This window comes from Ensifer sp. Root1252, from assembly GCF_001425885.1.
Classification (GTDB): domain Bacteria; phylum Pseudomonadota; class Alphaproteobacteria; order Rhizobiales; family Rhizobiaceae; genus Ensifer; species Ensifer canadensis.
The window spans coordinates 15,181-35,295 of the sequence record NZ_LMDT01000008.1 but is presented as its reverse complement, the minus strand read 5'-3'; the positions used below and the strand labels follow the sequence as shown (position 1 = coordinate 35,295).

The window sequence follows — 20,115 nt, the reverse complement described above, 5'->3', positions numbered from 1 at the left end:
GACGGTCGCCATGTTCAGAATCTTCTTGCCGGGCCTGCAGCTATTGCGCGATGCGCTCGGCGGACAAATGCGTCTGCTTCCGGCCGTGGTGATTCTCGGCCTTTGCAGCGCAGCACTCGAGGGCGTCGGTATCGGCCTCATCATCCCCATGCTGGGCATCATTGCCGGCGATCAGGATCCAGCGGCATTGAACGGCGTCTCCTCGCTGTTCCAACAGGTCGGGTCGGGGCTGGACGACGGCGAGCGGCTGATTGTCATCGCAGGCGCGGCTTTTGCCTTGATCGCGCTCAAGAACGTCATCGCCTTTGCCAACACCGTGCTCGCGACCTTCATCAACGGCAAGGCAGGACACTCGATCCGCAGCGCCCTGTCGGGTCAGCTCCTGCGGGTCGGCTATCCCTTTTTCATGAAGGAGAATCCGGGGCGCCTGCTCAACATCATTTCAAATGAGTCCTGGCGGGCCTCCGATGCAATCCAGACCGTCCTTGCGGCGATCGTGAATGGCTCGGCCGCCGTCATTCTCCTGGCATTCCTCCTACTTCTGTCCTGGCAGATGACGCTGTTCGTGGCGCTCGGCCTCGTTCTCGTCCAGCTCGTGCACTACGTCCTGTCTGCAACCCTCAAGGGGCCGAGCCGAGAAGTCACCTCCTTTAACAGCGAGCTTGCGGCTCGAATGCTCCATCTTGTTCATGCCGGTCGTTTGATACGGATATTCGGCCAGGAGGCGCGGGAGAAGGCCGTGTTCGATACGGCGTCGGATGCGGTCAGACGCGCCGGGTTCTCGCTACAGGCCCGTCAGGGCGTGCTGCCGCCACTCACCGAGACGCTCCACTCCGCCCTCTTCCTGGCTGTTGTTGTCGCCGCCTGGTCTGTCGGCGTCAGCTTTCCCGTCATCGTTGCCTTCGTGGTCCTGCTCTATCGATTGCAGCCGCACGTGCGTGCGCTGCAATTGTCCTGGAGCCAGATCCAGGGCTGGAGCGGCTCATTGGAGGAGGTGCGGTGGCTGTTGGACGCATCCGACAAGCCAAAGCCACCCGAGGGGAGGGAGCCATTCGATTGTCTGCGACAGCAGCTGAGATTTGATCGGGTGACCTTCCGATATCCGAGTTCTGGCTCGCGTGCCGTGGTGCTGCATGCCGCGACATTCAATATCCGTGGCGGCCGCTCGACGGCGGTCATCGGCCGGTCCGGTGCCGGGAAAACCACGATCGTCAATCTGTTATGCCGCTTCGTCGAACCGGACGAGGGGCAGATCCTCGTCGATGGTATCCCCCTGAACCGGATAGACCCGGTTCAGTGGCGGAACCAGATCGCGCTCGCCAGCCAGGACCTGGAATTGGTGGATGGTACGATCCTGGAGAACATCACCTATGGCCGGGAGGCGACGACCGCAGAAGTGGAGCACGCGGCCAGGATGGCCGAAGCACACGGCTTCATCGAAAGCCTGCCGCAGGGTTATCAAACCGTCGTCGGATACAGAGGCGCCAGCCTCTCGGCGGGGCAGCGGCAGCGGGTTGCCCTGGCCAGAGCCCTCGTGCGCGACCCCGAGATCCTGATCCTGGACGAAGCCACCAACGCGGTCGACGGCCTGTCCGAAGCGGCCATCGTCGAGACGCTGAAATCGAGGGCCGGGCACCGCACGACCATCGTCATCAGTCATCACCGCAGCACGATTTCATTTTGCGACGAGGTCGTCATCCTCGGCGGTGGCCGGGTGAAAAGCCAGACGCCTTTCGCTGACGTGGCCACCTTGAGCATGGATCAGCTTTACGAGCACGAAGCGGCGGGCGAGCGCCGCGCCTGAATGAGCGCTGGGGCCGAGTGAGTACTTGGATATCGCGTGGCCTGGCGTCCGCTCGCCGAACCAGCCATCGCGATCGAAACGAAATCGGCGCGCGGCCGCTTGATCACGGGCCGCGCGCCGACTGTTGTCTGTCGCCAAGCGCTCGAACAGGCCACCCCCGTTCCCGTCGTTCCATCGGGAAGAGGGGCGGCCGGTTCGCGGATCAGGCGGCTGCGTAGCGCTTTGCCATCTCCGGCAAGCGCAGGGTGCGGATCTTCGATGCCTTGCCGGCGGTGCGGAAGGCTTCGAAACGCTCCCTGCAAACCTCGGTCATGAGAGCCGTTGCTGGCTTTAGGTAGGTGCGCGGGTCGAAATTCTCCGGGTTTTCAGCGAAGTTCTTGCGGATCGTTCCGGTCATGGCCAGACGCAGGTCGGTGTCGATGTTGACCTTGCGCACGCCGAGCGGGATCGCCTTCTGGATTTCCGACACCGGAACGCCCCAGGTCGGCTTCATCTTGCCGCCATAGGTGTTGAACAGGTCCTGCAGATCCTTCGGAACCGAGGACGAGCCGTGCATGACGAGGTGGGTGTTCGGCAGGCGCTTGTTGATCTTTGCGATCGTCTCGATCGACAGGATCTCGCCATCCGGCTCGCGGGTGAACTTGTAGGCGCCATGGCTCGTGCCGATGGCAACGGCCAGCGCATCGACGCCGGTCTTGGTGACGAAGTCGAAGGCCTGTTCCGGATCGGTGAGCAGCTCCTCGCGCGACAGCTTGCCTTCGAAGCCGTGGCCGTCTTCCTTGTCACCAGCGCCGGTTTCCAGGTTGCCGAGGCAGCCAAGTTCGCCTTCAACGGAAACGCCGGCCGCATGGGCGATCTTCACGACTTCGGCGGTGACCGCGACATTGTATTCATAGCTGGCGACGGTCTTGCCGTCCTTTTCCAGCGAACCGTCCATCATGACGGAGGTGAAGCCGTTGGTGATCGCCGAAATGCAGGTCGACGGCTGGTCGCCGTGATCGAGATGCAGACAAACGGGAATGTGCGGATATTCTTCCGCCGCACCAAGGATGAGATGGCGCAGGAACGCATCGCCCGCATAGGAGCGAGCACCGCGGCTTGCCTGCAGGATGACGGGGGAATCAGTGGCGTCAGCAGCGCGCATGACGGCCTGAATGTATTCGAGATTGTTCACATTGAACGCCGGCAGCGCGTAGTCGTTCTCCGCCGCATGGTCGAGCAGTTGCCGCAATGTGATCAATGCCATTCGATATCTCCCTTTAGTGTTTCGGCACAGCCTTGTGCGCCACGAAAAATGGTCCGGCGTAGTGCCGCACGTGCTTGCATCGACGCAAAGTCGATGGCCGGATTGTCGTGCGACGTGGCAACGCGTGCGAAATGGTCGCGCCCACCGAAGTCTGGCGCACAATAGTTCATCAAAGTGGTTTGGCAACGGTCAAGAGGCAGCCTGCGAGGGGCACCGAAGCCGCTTCAATCGATTTTACTGTGGACTGGATGCAACACAGCGGATCTAACCGTTTCGCTTTCTAGTGGTGCGCCACGGACGAGCGGGTCGGGGAAGGTCAATACCACTTTTCCGCGTGCTGATGGCGGGTTGCACCGAGATAGAAAACACCTATAGGGAAACACAGTGTCGCTGCTGAGTGAACGCTTTGCAAGAAGATTGCGGCAAAGGCTCTGTTTCTTTCCGCACATTACGTAAACTGCGCCTTGAATTCACGAAATTTGCATCAGGGCCGATTCTTGCCGTTCTGGGGACAGAGCGGCGCCAGCATCTAAAACGTTGCAGTAAAAACGCGTGGATTGCCGCCCGGTTGTCACACCTGCGTCGCAAAAACGACGAAAAGGACCGCAAACGAAATACAACCTGTGATTTCGTAAAATTACAGCTCTATAGATAAAGATGCAGCAGGTTGCAGAATCCGCCTTGCGTTCGAGAAAGATTTGCACTTCTCTCCTGCGATCACAAACCCAAAAAAGGGGAAGGAGAGAAACAAAATGGCATCACTGAAACTCAACCTAAGCGCCGCCGCGCTGATCGGCTCGTTGCTCATCGGAGCAAGCCCGGCTCTTGCCGAAGCTGTCCTGCATCGTGGCAACGCCGGTGAGCCGCAGACGCTGGACCAGGCCCATACGTCGATCAACATCGAAGAGTTCATCCTCAAGGATCTCTACGAAGGCCTGACGATCTATGACGCCTCGGGCAAGATCGTCCCGGGTGCAGCCGAAACGTGGGAGCTTTCGGACGACGGTACGGTCTATACCTTCAAGCTGCGCGCTGACGCGAAGTGGTCCGACGGTTCACCGTTGACTGCAGAAGATTTCGTCTTCTCGTTCCGCCGTGTCGAAGACCCGAAGGTCGCGGCCGGCTACGCCAACATTCTCTTCCCGATCAAGAACGCCGAAAAGGTCAACAAGGGTGAACTGCCGACCGACCAGCTCGGCATGAAGGCTGTCGACGACAAGACGCTCGAAATCACGCTTGAGCGCCCGACCCCGTTCTTCCTCGAGCTGCTGGCGCACCAGACGGCACTTCCGGTCAGCAAGGCAAGCGTCGAAAAGAATGGCGCGGACTTCGTCAAGCCGGGCGTCATGGTTTCGAACGGTGCATTCACGCTCGCCGCGCACGTTCCGAACGACAGCCTGACCGCCGTCAAGAACCCCAACTACTGGGATGCCGCCAACGTCAAGCTCGACAAGGTCATCTTCTACCCGATCGACGACCAGGCCGCCTCGGTTCGCCGCTTCGAAGCGAAGGAAATGGATCTCGCCTACAACTTCTCGGCCGATCAGCTCGATCGTCTGCGCAAGTCCCATGGCGAACAGGTTCATGTTTCGCCGACGCTCGCGACCTACTACTACGCCTTCGATACCCGCCAGGAGCCCTATAGCGACGTTCGCGTTCGTCAGGCCCTGTCGATGGCAGTCGATCGCGACTTCCTCGCCAAGGAAATCTACGCCGGCTCGCAGCTGCCGGCCTACTCGATGGTGCCCCCGGGCATCGAGAGCTACGGTGATCCGTCCAAGGCCGAGTTCGGCACCCTGTCGCAGCTCGATCGCGAAGACAAGGCACTGGCTCTGATGAAGGAAGCCGGTTACGGCGAAGGTGGCAAGCCGCTCGAAATCGAGCTGCGCTACAACACCAACCCGAACCACGAGCGTGTTGCAACGGCCGTTGCCGACATGTGGAAGAACACCTTCGGCGCCAAGGTGTCGCTGGTGAACCTCGACGTGTCCTCGCACTATGCCTACCTGCAGGAAGGCGGCAAGTTCAACGTTGCGCGCGCCGGCTGGGTTGCCGACTACGCCGACGCCGAGAACTTCCTCGCTCTCAGCCTTAGCTCCAACAAGACCTTCAACTACGGCCACTTCGAAAACGCTGAATTCGACGCGCTGATGAAGAAGTCTTACGAGGAGCAGGATCCGGCAGCTCGCTCCAAGCTGCTGCATGAAGCTGAAGCTCTGCTGATGAAGGAACAGCCGATCGCTCCGCTTCTGACCCAGGCCGACCTGTGGCTGGTTTCCGACCGCGTCAAGGGCTGGCAGGACAACTCGCCGAACCAGCACTTGAGCCGGTTCCTGAGCGTCGCCGAATAACGAACAGGGACGACGCGCGGTGAAAATGCCGCGCGTCGCCTCCGGAGCACGTCAATGATTTCCTTCATCCTTCGCCGATTGGCGAGTGCGGTGCCGACCTTGTTTATTGTCGTCACCATTTCCTTTTTCCTGATGCGGTTTGCCCCTGGCGGCCCCTTCAACCTCGAGCGTCCTCTTCCGCCACAAACAATGGCGAACCTGATGGCGACCTATCAGCTCGATCAGCCCCTGTGGCGCCAATACGTTCACTATCTCAGCAATGCGGTGACCGGCGACTTTGGCCCGAGCTATATCTACAAGGATAACAACGTCGCGCAGTTGATCGGCAAGGGCTTGCCCTATTCGATGGAGCTCGGCCTGTACGCACTGCTGTTTGCCGTGATCGGCGGCGTTACCGCCGGTACGATCGCTGCACTCCGGCAAAACAGCATCCTCGACTTCACGATCATGTCGGTCTCGACGCTCGGCGTCACCGTACCGAATTTCGTCGTTGGTCCTGTCTTGACGCTGGTCTTCGCCATCGTCCTGGCCTGGCTGCCGGCCGGCGGTTGGGGTGACGGTTCGTTGCGCTTCCTGATCCTGCCGATGATCGCGCTCGCACTGCCGCAGCTCGCGGTCTTCGCGCGGCTTACCCGCGGTTCGATGATCGAGGCGCTGCACACCGACCATATCCGAACGGCCAAGGCCTACGGCCTTCCGGCAAGGACAGTCGTCATCACCCACGCCATGCGCGGCGCGATGCTGCCGGTTGTCTCCTACCTCGCACCTTGCGCGGCGGCATTGCTCACCGGTTCGGCTGTGGTCGAGACGATCTTTACCATTCCGGGCGTCGGCCGCTACTTCGTCCTCGGGGCGATCAACCGCGACTATACGCTGGTGATGGGCACGGTCATTCTCGTCGCCATCTTCGTTATCGTTTTCAATCTATTGGTCGACATTCTCTACGGCCTGCTCGATCCGAGGGTTCGCCATGACTGATGTCGTCCAGACGCCGGCGGTAACGCCGGAAACCAAGGGGCGCAGCCTCTTCCAGCTGGCGGCCATGCGCTTCAAGCGCAACCGAGCTGCCATGGCCGGCTGCGTCATGCTGGCCCTCATCGCGGTATTCTCGTTCCTCGGGCCACTGTTTTCGCCGCATACCTACGACCAGGTGTTCCCGTCCTACGTGAATATCGGACCAAGCCTCGAGCCGCGCCCTGACACGTCCACCCTGCAAGGGGTGATGGAAGGGATCGCAACACGCGCCCGCGTCACGCTCAAGGAGTTCAACATCGACGGTGAGACCTTCACCGCGACGATCACCTCGGAGCAGCCGATCGATGCCCGCGCGACGCGCTACTTCGATCGTGCCAACGAGTTCCGTGACACTCAGGTCGTGGCAACGGAGGACGAGGGTCGTACTCTCAAGGTGACCGGTCAGGTCAGTCGCGAGTATTTCCCGTTCGGCACCGATTCGAACGGCCGCGATCTGCTGGTGCGCGTCATGCTCGGCGGCCAGATCTCGATTGCCGTCGGTCTCTTGGCAAGTCTCGTGTCGCTCGGCATCGGCGTCGTCTACGGCGCGACGTCGGGTTACATCGGCGGCCGCGTCGACAACGTCATGATGCGACTGGTGGAGATCATGTATTCTCTGCCCTTCGTCTTCCTCGTTGTCGTGCTCGTGGTCTTCTTCGGACGCTCGTTCATCCTGATCTTCCTGGTGATCGGCGCGGTCGAATGGCTGGATATGGCCCGTATCGTGCGCGGCCAGACGCTGGCGCTGAAACGGCGGGAGTTTGTCGGTGCAGCCCAGGCGCTCGGCCTGACGGACTGGCAGATCATCCGCCGGCACATCATTCCGAACACCATCGGTCCTGTCATCGTTTTCGTCACCGTCGTCGTGCCGAAGGTGATCCTGCTCGAGAGCTTCCTCTCGTTCCTCGGCCTTGGCGTTCAGGCGCCGCTGACGAGCTGGGGAGCGTTGATTTCGGAAGGTGCCAACAACATCCAGTCGGCGCCCTGGCTGCTGATCTTCCCGGCCATCTTCTTTGTTCTGACGCTGTTCTCGTTGAACTTCGTCGGCGACGGCCTGCGCGATGCGCTCGACCCGAAGGACCGCTGACATGGCTGACACAAACGAAACCATCCTGGCCGTTCGCGGCCTCAAGGTGAACTTCTCGACGCCTGACGGGACGGTCGAAGCGGTCAAGGGTATCGATCTCGACGTGCGTACGGGCGAGACTCTTGCTGTTGTCGGCGAGTCCGGCTCGGGCAAAAGCCAGACCATGATGGGCATCATGGGACTGCTCGCCAAGAACGGCACCGTTACCGGTTCTGCCCGCTATCGCGGTCAGGAGCTGGTGGGTCTTTCGCCCAAGGCGCTCAACGGCGTGCGCGGTTCCAAGATCACGATGATCTTCCAGGAGCCGATGACCTCGCTCGACCCGCTCTACACGATCGGCCGGCAGATCGCCGAACCGATCGTGCACCACCGCGGCGGCACGTTCAAGCAGGCGCGCAAGCGCGTGCTGGAACTGCTCGAACTGGTCGGCATCCCCGAGCCGGGTCGACGCATCGACAGCTATCCGCACGAGCTTTCGGGCGGCCAGCGTCAACGCGTGATGATTGCGATGGCGCTCGCCAACGAGCCTGACCTTTTGATCGCCGACGAGCCGACGACAGCGCTTGACGTGACGATCCAGGCTCAGATCCTCGATCTCCTGAAGTCGTTGCAGAAGCGCTTCGGCATGGCGATCGTGCTGATCACGCACGATCTCGGCATCGTCAAGCACTTTGCCGAACGCGTCGCGGTAATGCGCCGCGGCGAAGTGGTGGAGCAGGGAACGACCGCAGACATCTTCGAGCGGCCGCAGGCCGACTATACGAAGATGCTGCTCGCAGCAGAGCCGAGCGGCCGCAAGGCACCTCCGGCAGACAGCGCACCGATCATCCTTGAAGGCCGGGACGTCTGTGTCGACTACGCGATCGGCGGTGGGTTTTTCACCCGCGGCAATGCCGTCTTCCGCGCGGTCGACAAGGTCAACCTGCGGCTTCGCGAGGGCCAGACGATCGGCGTTGTCGGTGAATCCGGCTCCGGCAAGTCGACGCTTGGGCGTGCTTTGCTGCGGCTTTTGCCGAGCAGCGGCTATTACCGCTTCGGCACGACCGACATCTCCGGCTTCGACCGCGGCCAGATGCGCCCGCTACGGCGCGCGCTGCAATTGGTGTTCCAGGATCCCTATGGCTCGCTGTCTCCGCGCAGGACCGTCGGTGAAATCATCACGGAAGGCCTGCACGTGCACGAGCCCTCGCTTAGCCGTGCCGATCGCGACCGTCGTGCCATCGAAGCGTTGAAGGAGGTCGGGCTCGATCCGGCCTCGCGCAACCGCTATCCGCACGAGTTTTCGGGTGGTCAGCGGCAGCGCATCGCGATCGCGCGTGCCATGATCCTGAAGCCGAAGGTGGTTATTCTCGACGAGCCGACATCGGCGCTCGACCGCTCCGTCCAGGGCCAGGTTATCGAGCTGCTGCGCGATCTGCAGCGCTCGCACGGCCTGTCCTACATCTTCATCAGCCACGATCTGTCGGTGGTGAAGGCAATGTCGGACTACGTGATCGTGATGAAGAACGGCAAGATCGTCGAGGAAGCCGATACCGACGGGATCTTCACTGCACCGAAGGAGCCTTACACCAAGACGCTCATCGGTGCGGCCTTCAACGTTTAAGGCGGAACCCTTACCAGGGCTTTGCAGGGGCGCGGCATCCGCGCCCCTGTTCTCGTTTTGGGTTGGGCGCAGCAGTGTCGCGGGTACGCGGTATTGCGGGGACACCATGCGCATGACGTCCGGCGTCGCCGCGTGGTCGCCGACGTTACCGCCCGTCGCTTTCGCCAGACATGTCCGTCGCAACGAGCTTCTTGTCGAGGCCAAATTTCTGCATCTTCTCGTAGAGCGTTTTCCGTGAGATGCCGAGCGACTCGTATACGGGCTTCAGGGCGCCGCCGTAGGTGGCTATGGCATTGGCAATCAGCCCCTTCTCAAACGCTGCGACCTTGTCGGCCAAACGGCCGCTGTTCGGCTCGGACGAGTTGATTTCGTTCGAGGCCGTATCGAGCCCAAGAACCAGCCTTTCGGCGGCGTTACGCAATTCGCGCACGTTGCCCGGCCAGTTGCGTTCCGCCATCTCGGCCAGCAGGTTCTGCGATACCTCGACTTCATCGCGGCCGTAACGAGCCGCAGATTCCCGTACGAGCTGCAGGAACAAGAGCGGAATGTCGGCACGACGCTGCGTCAGCGGCGGCACGCGCAGCGTCGCGACATTGAGGCGATAGAGAAGGTCGGGCCGGAAGCGGCCGGCGGCCACCTCCTGCTCGAGATCGACCTTGTTGGTAGCGATGAAGCGTACATCCAGCGGCACCACCTCGTTGGAGCCGAGCCGCGTGATCACGCGCTCCTGCAGGACGCGCAGAAACTTGGCCTGCAGATCGATCGGCATCGAGCCGATCTCGTCGAGCAGGATGGTGCCGCCGCGCCCATGTTCGAACTTGCCGTAGCGTGGACGGATCGCGCCGGGAAACGCGCCTGGCTCATGTCCGAAAAGCTCGCTCTCGATCAGGTTTTCGGGCAGGGCTGCACAGTTGATGGCGATGAAGGGATTGTTTGCCCGGCCGCTCAGATCGTGCAGGGTGCGGGCCACGACCTCCTTGCCGACGCCGGTGTCGCCGATGATCAAGGTGTCGGCATCAGAGGCGCCGATTGCGCGGACCCGATAGCGCAGATCGACCATGACCTGACTGCGGCCGGGCAGGCGTTGTTCAATGTCGTCGCGCTTGCCGGCCACCGCCTTGAGCCGCCGGTTTTCGAGTACCAGTGCGCGCCAGTCGAGCGCGCGGCGAATGGTGCCGGCAAGCATCTGTGCGGTGAAGGGCTTTTCGACGAAATCATAGGCGCCTTCGCGCATGGCGCGCACGGCCAGTTGAACGTCGCCATGGCCGGTGACAAGGATCACCGGCACCTCGACGTCGATCTCGCGGATGCGCTGCAGGAAGGTCATCCCGTCCATGCCCGGCATCCGGATGTCGCTGATGACGACACCGGGAAAGCTGAAGCCGATGAACTCCAGGGCGTGTTCTGCGCTCGCGAAGGTATCGACGCGGAAGCCGGCGAGTTCCAGCGCCTGCGCACTCGAATGGCGCAACTCCTCTTCGTCATCGACAAGTAGGACGCGGCTCTCGATCATTCGGCGGCCTCCTGGCCCTGCTCATCGGCGACGGGAAGTTCGATGCGGAATTCCGCACCGCCTTCGGCGAGGTTCGTGGCAGTCAGGCTGCCGCCGAAGTCCTTGACGATGTTGTAGGAAATGGACAGGCCAAGGCCTAGTCCCTTGCCGACGCCTTTGGTCGAAAAGAATGGGTCGTAGATGCGCTCGGCGATCGCCGCAGGTACGCCGGGACCGCGGTCGCTGACCGCGAGCACGACCTTGTCGCCGTCGCTCCAGGCGCGAAGCCGGATGTGGCGATCGTCCAGCCCCTCGACCGCGTCGGCTGCGTTGGAGATGACATTGACCAGCACCTGTTGCAGGCGGACAGAACCGGCGCGCACCACCAGCGGCGCTGGACCAAGATCGATGTCGACGTCGGCCGCGGCCGCCTTCAGCCTGACGGCGACGATCTCCATCGTGTCGCGCACGACATCCTCGATCAACACCGGCCCGAGCTTTTCATTGGGCTTACGCGCAAAATTGCGCAGATGCCGGCTGATTGCCGCCATGCGGTCGACCAGGCCGGAGATGCGCCGGATGTTGTCACTTGCCTCTTCGGCCCGCCCACGCTCGATCAGCAAGGCTGCGCTGTCGGCATAGGTTTTTGCCGCCGCCAGTGGCTGGTTGAATTCGTGCGAAAGCGCCGCTGACATCTGGCCGAGGCCCGCGAGTTTACCCGCCTGGATGAGGTCCGCCTGGGTCCGACGCAATTGTTGCTCGGTCTGGCGCCGTTCGGCGACTTCTTCCTCGATCTGCACGTTGACGCGCGCAAGGTCCGCGGTGCGTTCGTCGACGCGTCGCTCGAGTTCGGCCTGGGCTTCCGCCTGCATCGAGATGCGCTCGTTAAGGCGGGAGCGTCGCTGCCAGAGAATTGCGGCGGCAAGGCCGGTGAGGCATAGAAGTAGAAGGGCAGCGATGACGGTGGTCAGCGCCTGGGTGCGGACGGATGCCGTGTCGGTCAGCACATTCACAGTCCAGTCGGCATCGGCCATGTATTGCGACAGCAGCAGGTATTCCCGGCTCGTGTCGCTGGACGCGATCGTCATCAGGTCGTGATCAGTGAGGCTGGTGCGCGAGATAGGCAGCGCGCGCAAGGTGGCATTGGCATAGCGCCTTGATGTCTCCGTGCGTGCAAGCCGCTCCGGGGTCAGCGGCAGGACTGACGCATAGAGCCATTCCGGCGTGCCGGACATGAAAATGATGCCCTCCGGGTCGGAAACGAAGATCTTGTATTCGCCTCCCTGCCAGGATGCCTCGATGCTCTCGATATCCACCTTGAAGACGATGACGCCGCGAATGTCGTCACCCACGCGGATTGGCGAGCCGAAATAGTAGCCGCGTTTCAACGATGTCGTGCCGAGTGCGTAGAAGCGGGATTGCTGCCCGCGCAGGGCTTCCTGAAAATAGGGGCGATAGCTGAAATTCTGCCCGACGAAGCTCGTCGGACCGTCATAGTTGCTGGCAGCAATCGTGTCGCCGTCGGGTGTGATCACATAGATATCGGATGAGTTGAGAAGTGCATTGATATCTTTGAGATAGGCGTTCACAGCCTCTCTCAGCCGACGGTCGCGCGGTCGTGTGGCCAGTTCGCGGATGTCGTCGTGGTCGGCGATCAAAGCGGGCAGGGCCTGGTAGCGATTGAGGTGACCATCGAGGGCCGCCACCGCGAGCCTGAGCGCCGTATTTGCCTGCGCCGATGCTTCATCGAGATAGCTGCGCGTGGCCACGGCATTGCCCTGCCAGGCAAGAGCGGCAACCGCCAGCGGCAAAAGGATGACAGCAACAACCAGGCGGTATTTCACGGAATGTCTGGGCTCCTCCTCCCGCACGTTCCCGACAGCCACAATGTGACCGATGGCGATCTTAAGCAGCAGCCGATCCACCCACAAGGCAGGGAACGTCTGCTCGTCATTCGTTCAACGATTTTCTCCAGTCGTCAACGGTATGTTGACAATGCGTTTGGTCGCGGCCGTCTTTCGCAACGATCCGGATGGGCGCATCTATGCGTCATGACAAAGCCCGGTCTTGGCGGGCAGAGAAAGGATCACGGCAATGCTCAATCAGATCAAGGGCCTGCACCACGTTACATCGATGGCGGACGACGCGTTCACCAACAATCAGTTCTTCACGAAGACACTGGGCATGCGTCGCGTCAAGAAGACGGTGAACTTCGATTCCCCCGACGTCTATCATCTCTACTATGGTGATGAAGCCGGCACGCCCGGCACGGTGATGACCTATTTTCCTTTCCCGCAGATGCCGCGCGGACGTGCCGGCACGGGCGAAGTCGGGACCACCGTCTTTTCCGTTCCCGAGGGCGCACTCGGCTTCTGGCGCGAGCGGCTGTCAAGCCTCGGCGTCAGCGGGCTCAAGGATGAAGAGACCTTCGGTGAAAAGCGTTTGAACTTTGCAGGCCCTGATGGTGACGGCTTTGCGCTGGTCGAAGTGCGCGACGATCCGCGGTCGCCTTGGACGGATGGCGGCGTTTCGCAAGACCATGCAATCCACGGCTTCCATTCGGCCGCAATGCGGCTGCGCGACGAAGGGGCGACAGCGGAACTTCTGAAGTTCATGGGCTACGAGGAGCTGGACCGTAAGGACGGCGTCACCCGCCTGATTATGCCTGATGGCAACGGCGCGGGCCTGATCGACCTTGAGACCATGCCGAACCTCAACCGTGCCGCTCAGGGGGCGGGTTCCGTTCATCACATCGCCTTTGCCGTCGACAATCGCGAAAAGCAGCTCGAAGTCCGCAAGGCGCTGATGGACACCGGCTACCAGGTCACCCCGGTGATCGACCGCGATTACTTCTGGGCCATCTACTTCCGCACGCCGGGCGGGGTCTTGTTCGAGATCGCCACCAACGAGCCGGGCTTCAACCGTGATGAGGATCTGGCCCATCTCGGCGAGGCGCTGAAGCTGCCGCAACAGCACAAGCACCTGCGCCCGGTTCTCGAAAACCATCTGCAGAAGCTGGAAGCCTAAATCTATTGGCTGAAGCGCACGGCGGCGGGCGACGCCGCCGATGCCACATCCGGCAAGCAATAAGGAGACTTTCCATGGCAGATCACGGCTACGTCCATAAACTGAAGGCCGGCGAGCCCGGCAATCCGATCTTCTTCGTCTTCCACGGCACGGGCGGCGACGAAAACCAGTTCTTCACCTTCGGAACCCAGCTGATGCCGGAAGCGACGATCATTTCGCCGCGTGGCGACGTGTCGGAGCATGGCGCTGCCCGCTTCTTCAAGCGGACAGGCGAGGGCGTCTACGACATGGCGGACCTATCCCGTGCAACCAAAAAGATGGCCGAATTCGTCAGGGCCGTCGCAGGCGAACACCAGGCATCCGAGGTCATTGGGCTCGGCTATTCGAACGGCGCGAACATTCTTGCCAACGTGCTGATCGAGAACGGCCTATTCGACAAGGCTATCCTGATGCATCCGCTAATCCCGTTCCGCCCCAGAGACAATGCAGCGCTCGCGGGGCGTCAAGTTCTGATCACCGCCGGGGAGCGCGATCCGATTTGCCCGGCGCCTCAGACGCAGGCGTTGGCGGACTATTTCAAGGCGCAGGGCACCGCCACCGAGATCGAATGGCATGCCGGTGGGCACGACATCCGCCAGAATGAAATCTCTGCGATCGAGCGTTTCATCAAGGGTTGATATTCATTCCAGCCGGCGGCGGAACAGCCATGAAGCGGCCGAGAGCGTGACAAGGGCGATGACGCAGAGCGGAATCGTCTGGCGCACGACCTCGGCCAGCGGGATGTCCTTGAGGAATACGCCCTTCACGATCACCAGGAAATAACGCAGCGGATTGACGAGCGTGACCGGCTGCAGCCAGGCGGGCATGTTCTCGATCGGCGTGGCGAAGCCGGAGAGCAGCATTGCCGGCACCATGAACAGGAAGGCGCCGAGGATTGCCTGCTGCTGTGTCATCGACAATGCGGAAATGAACAGGCCGAGCCCGACAACGGCGGCGAGATAGAACACTGCGCTGCCGTAGAGCAGGAACAGCGAGCCACGCAGCGGCACGCCGAAGATGAAGACGGCGGCGAGAATATAGACGGTGATGTGGAACAACCCGATCATCATCGGCGGGATCAGCTTGCCGATCAGGATCTCGTGGGTGCGCAACGGCGACACCATCAACTGGTCGAAGGTGCCAAGCTCCCGTTCGCGCGCGATCGAGAGCGCCGTGACGATCAGCCCGATCAACAATGCGATGCTGGCAACGAGATTGGGCACCATGAACCATTGATAGGTGAGGTTTGGGTTGAACCAGTTCCGGGCCACGACCGCGATCGCCTCGGACGACACGCGCTTGCCGGCCGGCGTATCGGCGGCGAGCATGCCGACGATGCGTCCGAGGTAGCCCGAGACGATCTGCGACGCATTCGACCGACGCCCGTCGAGAATGATCTGGACCTCGGCGGGCCGGCCCGCCTCAATGTCGCGCGAGAAGGTTGGGCCGATCTCCAGGGCGGCAATAGTGCGTTGCATGTCGATGGCATCGCGAACCTCGTTCTGATCGTCGGTAAACGCAATGCTTCGAAACGTCGGAGAGCCGTCGATCCGTTCGACCAGTTCTTGTCCCCAATGGCCGTTGTCGCGATTGAGAACCATGACGTCGACATTGGTCACCTCGAGCGTGGCCGCATAGGAAAACACCAGAAGCTGCACGATCGGCGGTCCGATCAGGATTGCGCGGCCCTTGGGGTCGCGCAGCACCGTCAGCAGTTCCTTGACGATCAACGCCTTGAGCCGGGTCCACCACATGTCAACCAATCCTCTTGCGGGTGCTTCGGGCCGCGAGCGCGAAAAACACGCAGCCGATCAGCAGCATGACGGCGATCGCCTGCAGGAACATCGGCCAGATGTCGCCAGCCAGAAACACCGTCTGCAGGCTCGGAATGAGATAACGGGCTGGCACGATGAAGGTGATCCATTGGATGACAGTCGGCATCGAGTTGATCTCGAACAGGAATCCGGACAGCAGAAAGGCCGGCAGGAAGGCCGAGATCAGCGCAAGCTGCGAGGCCAGGAACTGGTTCTTGGTGGCCGCGGAAATCAGAAGACCCTGGCCGAGCGCCGGCATCAGGAACGTTGCCGAAAGCGCGTACAGGGCTGCAACGGAGCCGCGGAACGGGACGCCGAAAAGGAAGACCGCGAGAAGTACACAGAGCGTCATCGACGCCAGCCCGAGCAGAAAATAGGGCAACAGCTTGCCGGCGAGCAGCTCCGCTGCCGATACGGGTGTTGCCATCATCGCCTCCATCGTGCCGCGCTCCCACTCGCGCGCGACGACCAGTGAGGTCAAAAGCGTGCCGACGAGGGTCATAACGATGGCGATCGAGCCGGGCACGAGGAAGTTCCGGCTCGTCAGCTCCGGGTTGAACCAGAACCGTTGCTCCGCGGAGATTGCCGGCGGCCGGCCGGCATCCTCCTCGAGCCGTTGGCGCTCCCAGTTGGCGACTGTAGCCTGGGCATAGTTCTGCACGAAGTTGGCGGTGTTCGGATCCGAGCCATCGACGAGAACCTGTAATGCCGGGTGTCGTCCGGCGGCATGATCGGCAGCAAAGCGGGCAGGGATGATGACGATCCCACGGATACGCCCGAGCACGAGATCGTCTTCGAAATCGCGACGGTCACGGCCGAGACTGACAGAGAAGTAGCGCGATGCCTGAAAGCCTGCGGCGAGATCGCGCGTCAGGGGCATCTCCTGCTCCACCACCAGGCCGATGCGCGTTTGCGTGGTATCGAGCGATACGCCGTAGCCGAACAGGAACAGGAGGATCAGCGGCAGGACGAAGGCGATGAGGATGCTGCTCGGATCGCGGACGATCTGGTAGCTCTCCTTGCGCACAAGTGCTGCAAAGCGGCGTCCGCGTCCGGTCGTCGGCGTTTCGATTTGTGCCGAGGTATTCATGCCGCGGCCTGTTTTTCGTCAGACCCCTGCACCAGGGCGATAAAGGCGTCTTCCATCGTCGGGTCGGGGTTGGCCGCATCGGCCACCTGCTTCTTCAGGTCATCCGGCGAGCCGAGCGCGATCGAGCGCCCGCGATAGATGAGCGAGATCCGATCACAATACTCTGCCTCGTCCATGAAGTGGGTGGTGACCAGCACCGTCACGCCCTTTTCGACGAGGCCATTGATGTGGGTCCAGAACTCGCGACGGGTGATTGGATCGACGCCCGAGGTAGGCTCGTCAAGGAACAGCGCTTCCGGTTCGTGCAAAACGGCGCAGGCAAGGGCAAGGCGTTGCTTGAGGCCGAGCGGCAGGTCCTTGGCGGACATGTCGAGCAGACGGCCGAAACCGAAAATCTCGACCATCAATCGCGTCCGCTCCCGCTTGCGCTCGCCGGACAGGCCATAGACACCGGCAAAGAAATTGAGGTTCTGCGCGACGCTGAGATCGCCGTAGAGCGAGAATTTTTGAGCCATGTAGCCAAGGCGGTTGCGCGCTTCGGCGGCGTCGCGGCGCAGGTCGAAGCCGGCGACGCGTCCTTCGCCGGCGCTCGGCTTCAACAGTCCACAGAGCATCTTGAACGTCGTCGATTTTCCGGCGCCGTTGGGCCCGAGAAGTCCAAAAATCTGGCCACGTGGAATCTCGAAGGTGATGTCGTCGGCAGCGGTGAAATCGCCAAAGCGCTTCGTCAGGCCATGGGCCTCGATCACTGGCCTGCCGTTCTCGTTCGTAAACGGCGTCTGCGCCTCGGCCAGTTTCGAGCGGCCGCCCGGACCACCGCCGAGCATGTCGATGAATGCATCTTCAAAACGCGGCGGCGTCACCGTCGCTTGCGGCGCGGCGTCATTCTTCTCTGGCGATGCTGATGGCGGGGCTACCCCTGATGCCATGACAAGGCGGATGGCTTCTCCCTGGATGACACCGTCGACGACGCCGTCTTCATCGAGATATCGCGCAAGCGCCTCGCGGCGGCGTCCCGTGATGCCGGAAATCTTGAAGACACGATCGGCGACGCGCCCCGTCAACTCGGCGGGCGCGCCGGCAAAAAGCAGCTTGCCCTCGTTCAGCAGCAACACCCCGTCGCAGGCCTCCGCCTCGTCGAGATAGGCTGTCGACCAGACGACGCCGATGCCGGAGGCCGTCAGGTTTTCGACCATCTTCCAGAGGTCACGTCGGGAAATCGGGTCAACGCCGACGCCCGGCTCATCGAGCAGCAGCAGGCGTGGTTTGCGGAGCAACGCGCAGGCAAGCCCGAGCTTCTGCTTCATGCCACCGGAAAGCTTGCCCGCCAAGCGCGACGTAAAGCGCTTGAGGTCGGTGAATTCGAGCAACTCGTCGTATGTCGCAGTGCGTTCGGCGAGCGGAAGGCCGCGCAGGTCCGCATAGAGATCGAGGTTTTCCTGGACGCTCAGGTCTTCATAAAGGCCGAAGCGCTGCGGCATATAGCCAATGGACGCCTGAATGCTGGCGGGGTCCTTCGCGGTGTCGAAACCCAGGACGTCTACCTTTCCTTCGTCGGGCAGCATCAAGCCAGTCATCAGCCGGATCAGGGTGGTTTTTCCCGCACCGTCGGGGCCGACCAGACCGGTGATGCGACCGCCGAGAATTTCCCCGTCGATCTGATCGAGCGCGGGCGCGCGCTCGCCAAAGCGCTTTACCACGCCGGAGATCCGAACGAAGGGTTCGTCGGTCATGGCACGTGCCCTTCAGCCGTTGGCAGACGTACGGTGACGGGCATGCCCTGGCGCAAATCCTCTCCCGGCTTGGTTACCACGATACGCAGGCGGTAGACGAGATCGGTGCGCAGTTCCGGCGTTTCGACCGACTTCGGCGTGAATTCGGCAACGGGAGAAATAAAGCCTACCGTTGCCTCATAGGGCCGGTCCGGGGCCGTATCCGAGACGATCTCGACTTTCATGCCGGGATGCACGCGGCCGAGGTCGGGTTCGGCGACGTAGGCGCGAACCCAGACGGGCTCATTCAGCGAAAGCACATAGGCGGTATCCGCTGGCGCAATCATCGCGCCGGGCTCGCGTACACGGGAAAGCACGATGCCGTCGCTCGGCGCCAGTAACTGCGTATCGGAAAGCGAGGTGCGCGCGCTGGCAAGCTTGGCTTCGGCAGCCTGCACCTGTGCGGTGGCAGCCGCGATGTCTTCGACCCGACTTCCTTCCTCAAGCAGTGCAAGTGCCTCGCGGGCGGAGGTGGCGCGAGCGGCCGCCGCGGCGCGAACGGCGCTTGCTTCGTCAAGGTTCGCCTGCGAAATCGTGCCATTCGGCCGCAATTGTCGGGCGCGCTTATAGGCGAGCTCGGCATTCTGGAGATCGGCGAGACGCTCCTCATGGGCGGCGCGCGCCTGAGCGATCTCGGTCTTGCGTGCACCGGCTTTCAGCTTTTCAAGATTGGCGCGCAGCGCACCGAGGTCCGCCTCGGCCGCATCGACCGCCTGTTGAAAAGGTGTGGCGTCGAGGTTGCCGAGGATATCGCCCGTCTTGACTGGATCTCCTTCGTCGACAGCAAGCTTGTCGATGCGGCCGCTCACGCGAAAGCCGAGAGACACCTGCCTGATATCGACATTGCCGTAAAGCACTGAGGCCGAGCGCTGTTCGGTCCATCCAAGCCGCGAGGGTAGCTCGAACCACCAGCCGGCAGCGACTGCTCCGGCGAGGAGGACGACCGGGATGAGTACTTTCCGGTTCATGGTCGGCGCTCCCCATTCTCTCCGAGCGCTTCGACGAGGCCGGCGGCATGGCGCTGCAGCATCTCCAGTTCGGCGGGGCCGACGGCCTCCCACCGCATCTGCCGTAGCAGTGCGGCATGCGCCATGCGGAAGACGAGGATGCTGCCGACGAAAGACAGCGTCTTCAGCCGGACCTGCTCCGATGCCGGGTCCTCACCAAGGATCGCGCCGACCAGCCGGCCGGCCATGCCGATCATCGGCCCCATGATGTTTTCGTAAACCCGTGCGAAGGCTTCCGTCGGCTCCATCTGCTCGCGGATGATGAATCGGGCCCAACTCTCGGACTGCTGGCTGACGAAGAGGCCGACCATGCGCTGGGCCATCTGCGTCAACAAGGCGCGTGCCTCCGTTGGGCTCATGGCGCCACCTTCCGCATCAAGCCGTGCCAGGCGTTCCAGGATCACGGTTCGCAGATCGGCGACATGTCCGCCGATGATCGCAGCCAGATGCTCGGCTGCGGCGATGTAGAGGCCTTCCTTGCCGCCGAAGTAGTAGGGGATCGCCTGCAGGTTGACGCCGGCCGCATCTGCGAGTTTTCGAGTACTTGCCCCGTCAAAGCCATAGCGTCCAAAGACGTCGATCGAGGTCGAAAGCAGCTTCTCTTTGGTGAGGTCGCCGCGATCGGGTTTTGGTGTGGGCTGGGAGTTTTTGTTTTTCATCACCTGCGCATACTGCGGCATTCGAGAGAGTAAGTCAATCGAATGAATGTACATAAAAACAAGCCGACGGATCGCGCGCCATTTTTCTAGAAGATGGCTTGGTAGTGTCG

15 protein-coding genes are annotated in these 20,115 nt (G+C 61.9%); 7 read left to right on the top strand and 8 right to left on the bottom strand.

The window, feature by feature from the left end:
- Window positions 1-10 precede the first annotated feature (10 nt).
- On the top strand, window positions 11-1,804 hold the full coding sequence (locus tag ASD02_RS10485) for an ABC transporter ATP-binding protein (RefSeq protein WP_057218047.1): 1,794 nt from the start codon (window positions 11-13) through the stop codon (window positions 1,802-1,804).
- A gap of 202 nt (window positions 1,805-2,006) precedes the next feature.
- On the opposite strand, the gene fba is transcribed toward ASD02_RS10485, so the two are convergent.
- Window positions 2,007-3,050 (bottom strand): class II fructose-bisphosphate aldolase, encoded by a 1,044-nt coding sequence (fba, locus tag ASD02_RS10480; RefSeq protein ID WP_053248972.1) that lies wholly within the window; start codon window positions 3,048-3,050, stop codon window positions 2,007-2,009.
- A 752-nt stretch (window positions 3,051-3,802) separates the two neighbouring features.
- Here fba and ASD02_RS10475 point away from each other — a divergent pair.
- From ASD02_RS10475 to ASD02_RS10460, 4 genes are read left to right on the top strand one after another with little or no spacing between them, the layout of a single operon-like run.
- Window positions 3,803-5,401: a peptide ABC transporter substrate-binding protein gene (locus tag ASD02_RS10475; RefSeq protein ID WP_025428689.1), complete on the top strand. Its 1,599-nt coding sequence runs from the start codon at window positions 3,803-3,805 to the stop codon at window positions 5,399-5,401.
- A gap of 54 nt (window positions 5,402-5,455) precedes the next feature.
- The gene (oppB, locus tag ASD02_RS10470) at window positions 5,456-6,379 is read left to right on the top strand and encodes an oligopeptide ABC transporter permease OppB (RefSeq protein WP_025428690.1); all 924 of its coding nucleotides are present in this window, start codon (window positions 5,456-5,458) and stop codon (window positions 6,377-6,379) included.
- A complete protein-coding gene (locus ASD02_RS10465; protein WP_057220666.1) occupies window positions 6,372-7,502 on the top strand; it encodes an ABC transporter permease subunit in 1,131 nt (376 codons plus the stop codon). Before oppB ends, ASD02_RS10465 begins: the two co-directional genes overlap by 8 nt.
- Window position 7,503: 1 nt before the next feature.
- The gene (locus ASD02_RS10460) at window positions 7,504-9,105 is read left to right on the top strand and encodes an ABC transporter ATP-binding protein (RefSeq protein WP_025428692.1); all 1,602 of its coding nucleotides are present in this window, start codon (window positions 7,504-7,506) and stop codon (window positions 9,103-9,105) included.
- Window positions 9,106-9,250: 145 nt separating this feature from the next.
- On the opposite strand, the gene ASD02_RS10455 is transcribed toward ASD02_RS10460, so the two are convergent.
- Both ASD02_RS10455 and ASD02_RS10450 read right to left on the bottom strand, forming a co-directional pair.
- The gene (locus ASD02_RS10455; protein ID WP_025428693.1) at window positions 9,251-10,618 is read right to left on the bottom strand and encodes a sigma-54 dependent transcriptional regulator; all 1,368 of its coding nucleotides are present in this window, start codon (window positions 10,616-10,618) and stop codon (window positions 9,251-9,253) included.
- Window positions 10,615-12,441, bottom strand: coding sequence for a sensor histidine kinase (locus ASD02_RS10450; RefSeq protein ID WP_057220687.1), 1,827 nt, complete (start codon window positions 12,439-12,441; stop codon window positions 10,615-10,617). The genes ASD02_RS10455 and ASD02_RS10450 overlap by 4 nt, the downstream gene beginning before the upstream one ends.
- A gap of 250 nt (window positions 12,442-12,691) precedes the next feature.
- Between ASD02_RS10450 and ASD02_RS10445 the strand changes: the two genes are divergently transcribed.
- Both ASD02_RS10445 and ASD02_RS10440 read left to right on the top strand, forming a co-directional pair.
- Window positions 12,692-13,624: a VOC family protein gene (locus ASD02_RS10445; RefSeq protein WP_025428695.1), complete on the top strand. Its 933-nt coding sequence runs from the start codon at window positions 12,692-12,694 to the stop codon at window positions 13,622-13,624.
- Between the two features lie 74 nt (window positions 13,625-13,698).
- Window positions 13,699-14,301, top strand: coding sequence for an alpha/beta hydrolase (locus ASD02_RS10440; protein ID WP_025428696.1), 603 nt, complete (start codon window positions 13,699-13,701; stop codon window positions 14,299-14,301).
- Between the two features lie 3 nt (window positions 14,302-14,304).
- Here the strand turns inward: ASD02_RS10440 and ASD02_RS10435 are convergent, their stop codons facing one another.
- The 5 genes from ASD02_RS10435 to ASD02_RS10415 are packed head-to-tail and all read right to left on the bottom strand — an operon-like array spanning window position 14,305 to window position 20,005.
- Window positions 14,305-15,417, bottom strand: coding sequence for an ABC transporter permease (locus tag ASD02_RS10435; RefSeq protein ID WP_057220665.1), 1,113 nt, complete (start codon window positions 15,415-15,417; stop codon window positions 14,305-14,307).
- Between the two features lies 1 nt (window position 15,418).
- The gene (locus ASD02_RS10430) at window positions 15,419-16,567 is read right to left on the bottom strand and encodes an ABC transporter permease (RefSeq protein WP_025428698.1); all 1,149 of its coding nucleotides are present in this window, start codon (window positions 16,565-16,567) and stop codon (window positions 15,419-15,421) included.
- Window positions 16,564-18,300, bottom strand: coding sequence for an ATP-binding cassette domain-containing protein (locus ASD02_RS10425; protein WP_057220664.1), 1,737 nt, complete (start codon window positions 18,298-18,300; stop codon window positions 16,564-16,566). Before ASD02_RS10425 ends, ASD02_RS10430 begins: the two co-directional genes overlap by 4 nt.
- Complete coding sequence (gene hlyD / locus ASD02_RS10420; RefSeq protein WP_057218033.1) at window positions 18,297-19,307, bottom strand: secretion protein HlyD; 1,011 nt, start codon at window positions 19,305-19,307, stop codon at window positions 18,297-18,299. The genes ASD02_RS10425 and hlyD overlap by 4 nt, the downstream gene beginning before the upstream one ends.
- Window positions 19,304-20,005: a CerR family C-terminal domain-containing protein gene (locus ASD02_RS10415; protein ID WP_113567421.1), complete on the bottom strand. Its 702-nt coding sequence runs from the start codon at window positions 20,003-20,005 to the stop codon at window positions 19,304-19,306. The genes hlyD and ASD02_RS10415 overlap by 4 nt, the downstream gene beginning before the upstream one ends.
- Window positions 20,006-20,115 lie beyond the last annotated feature (110 nt).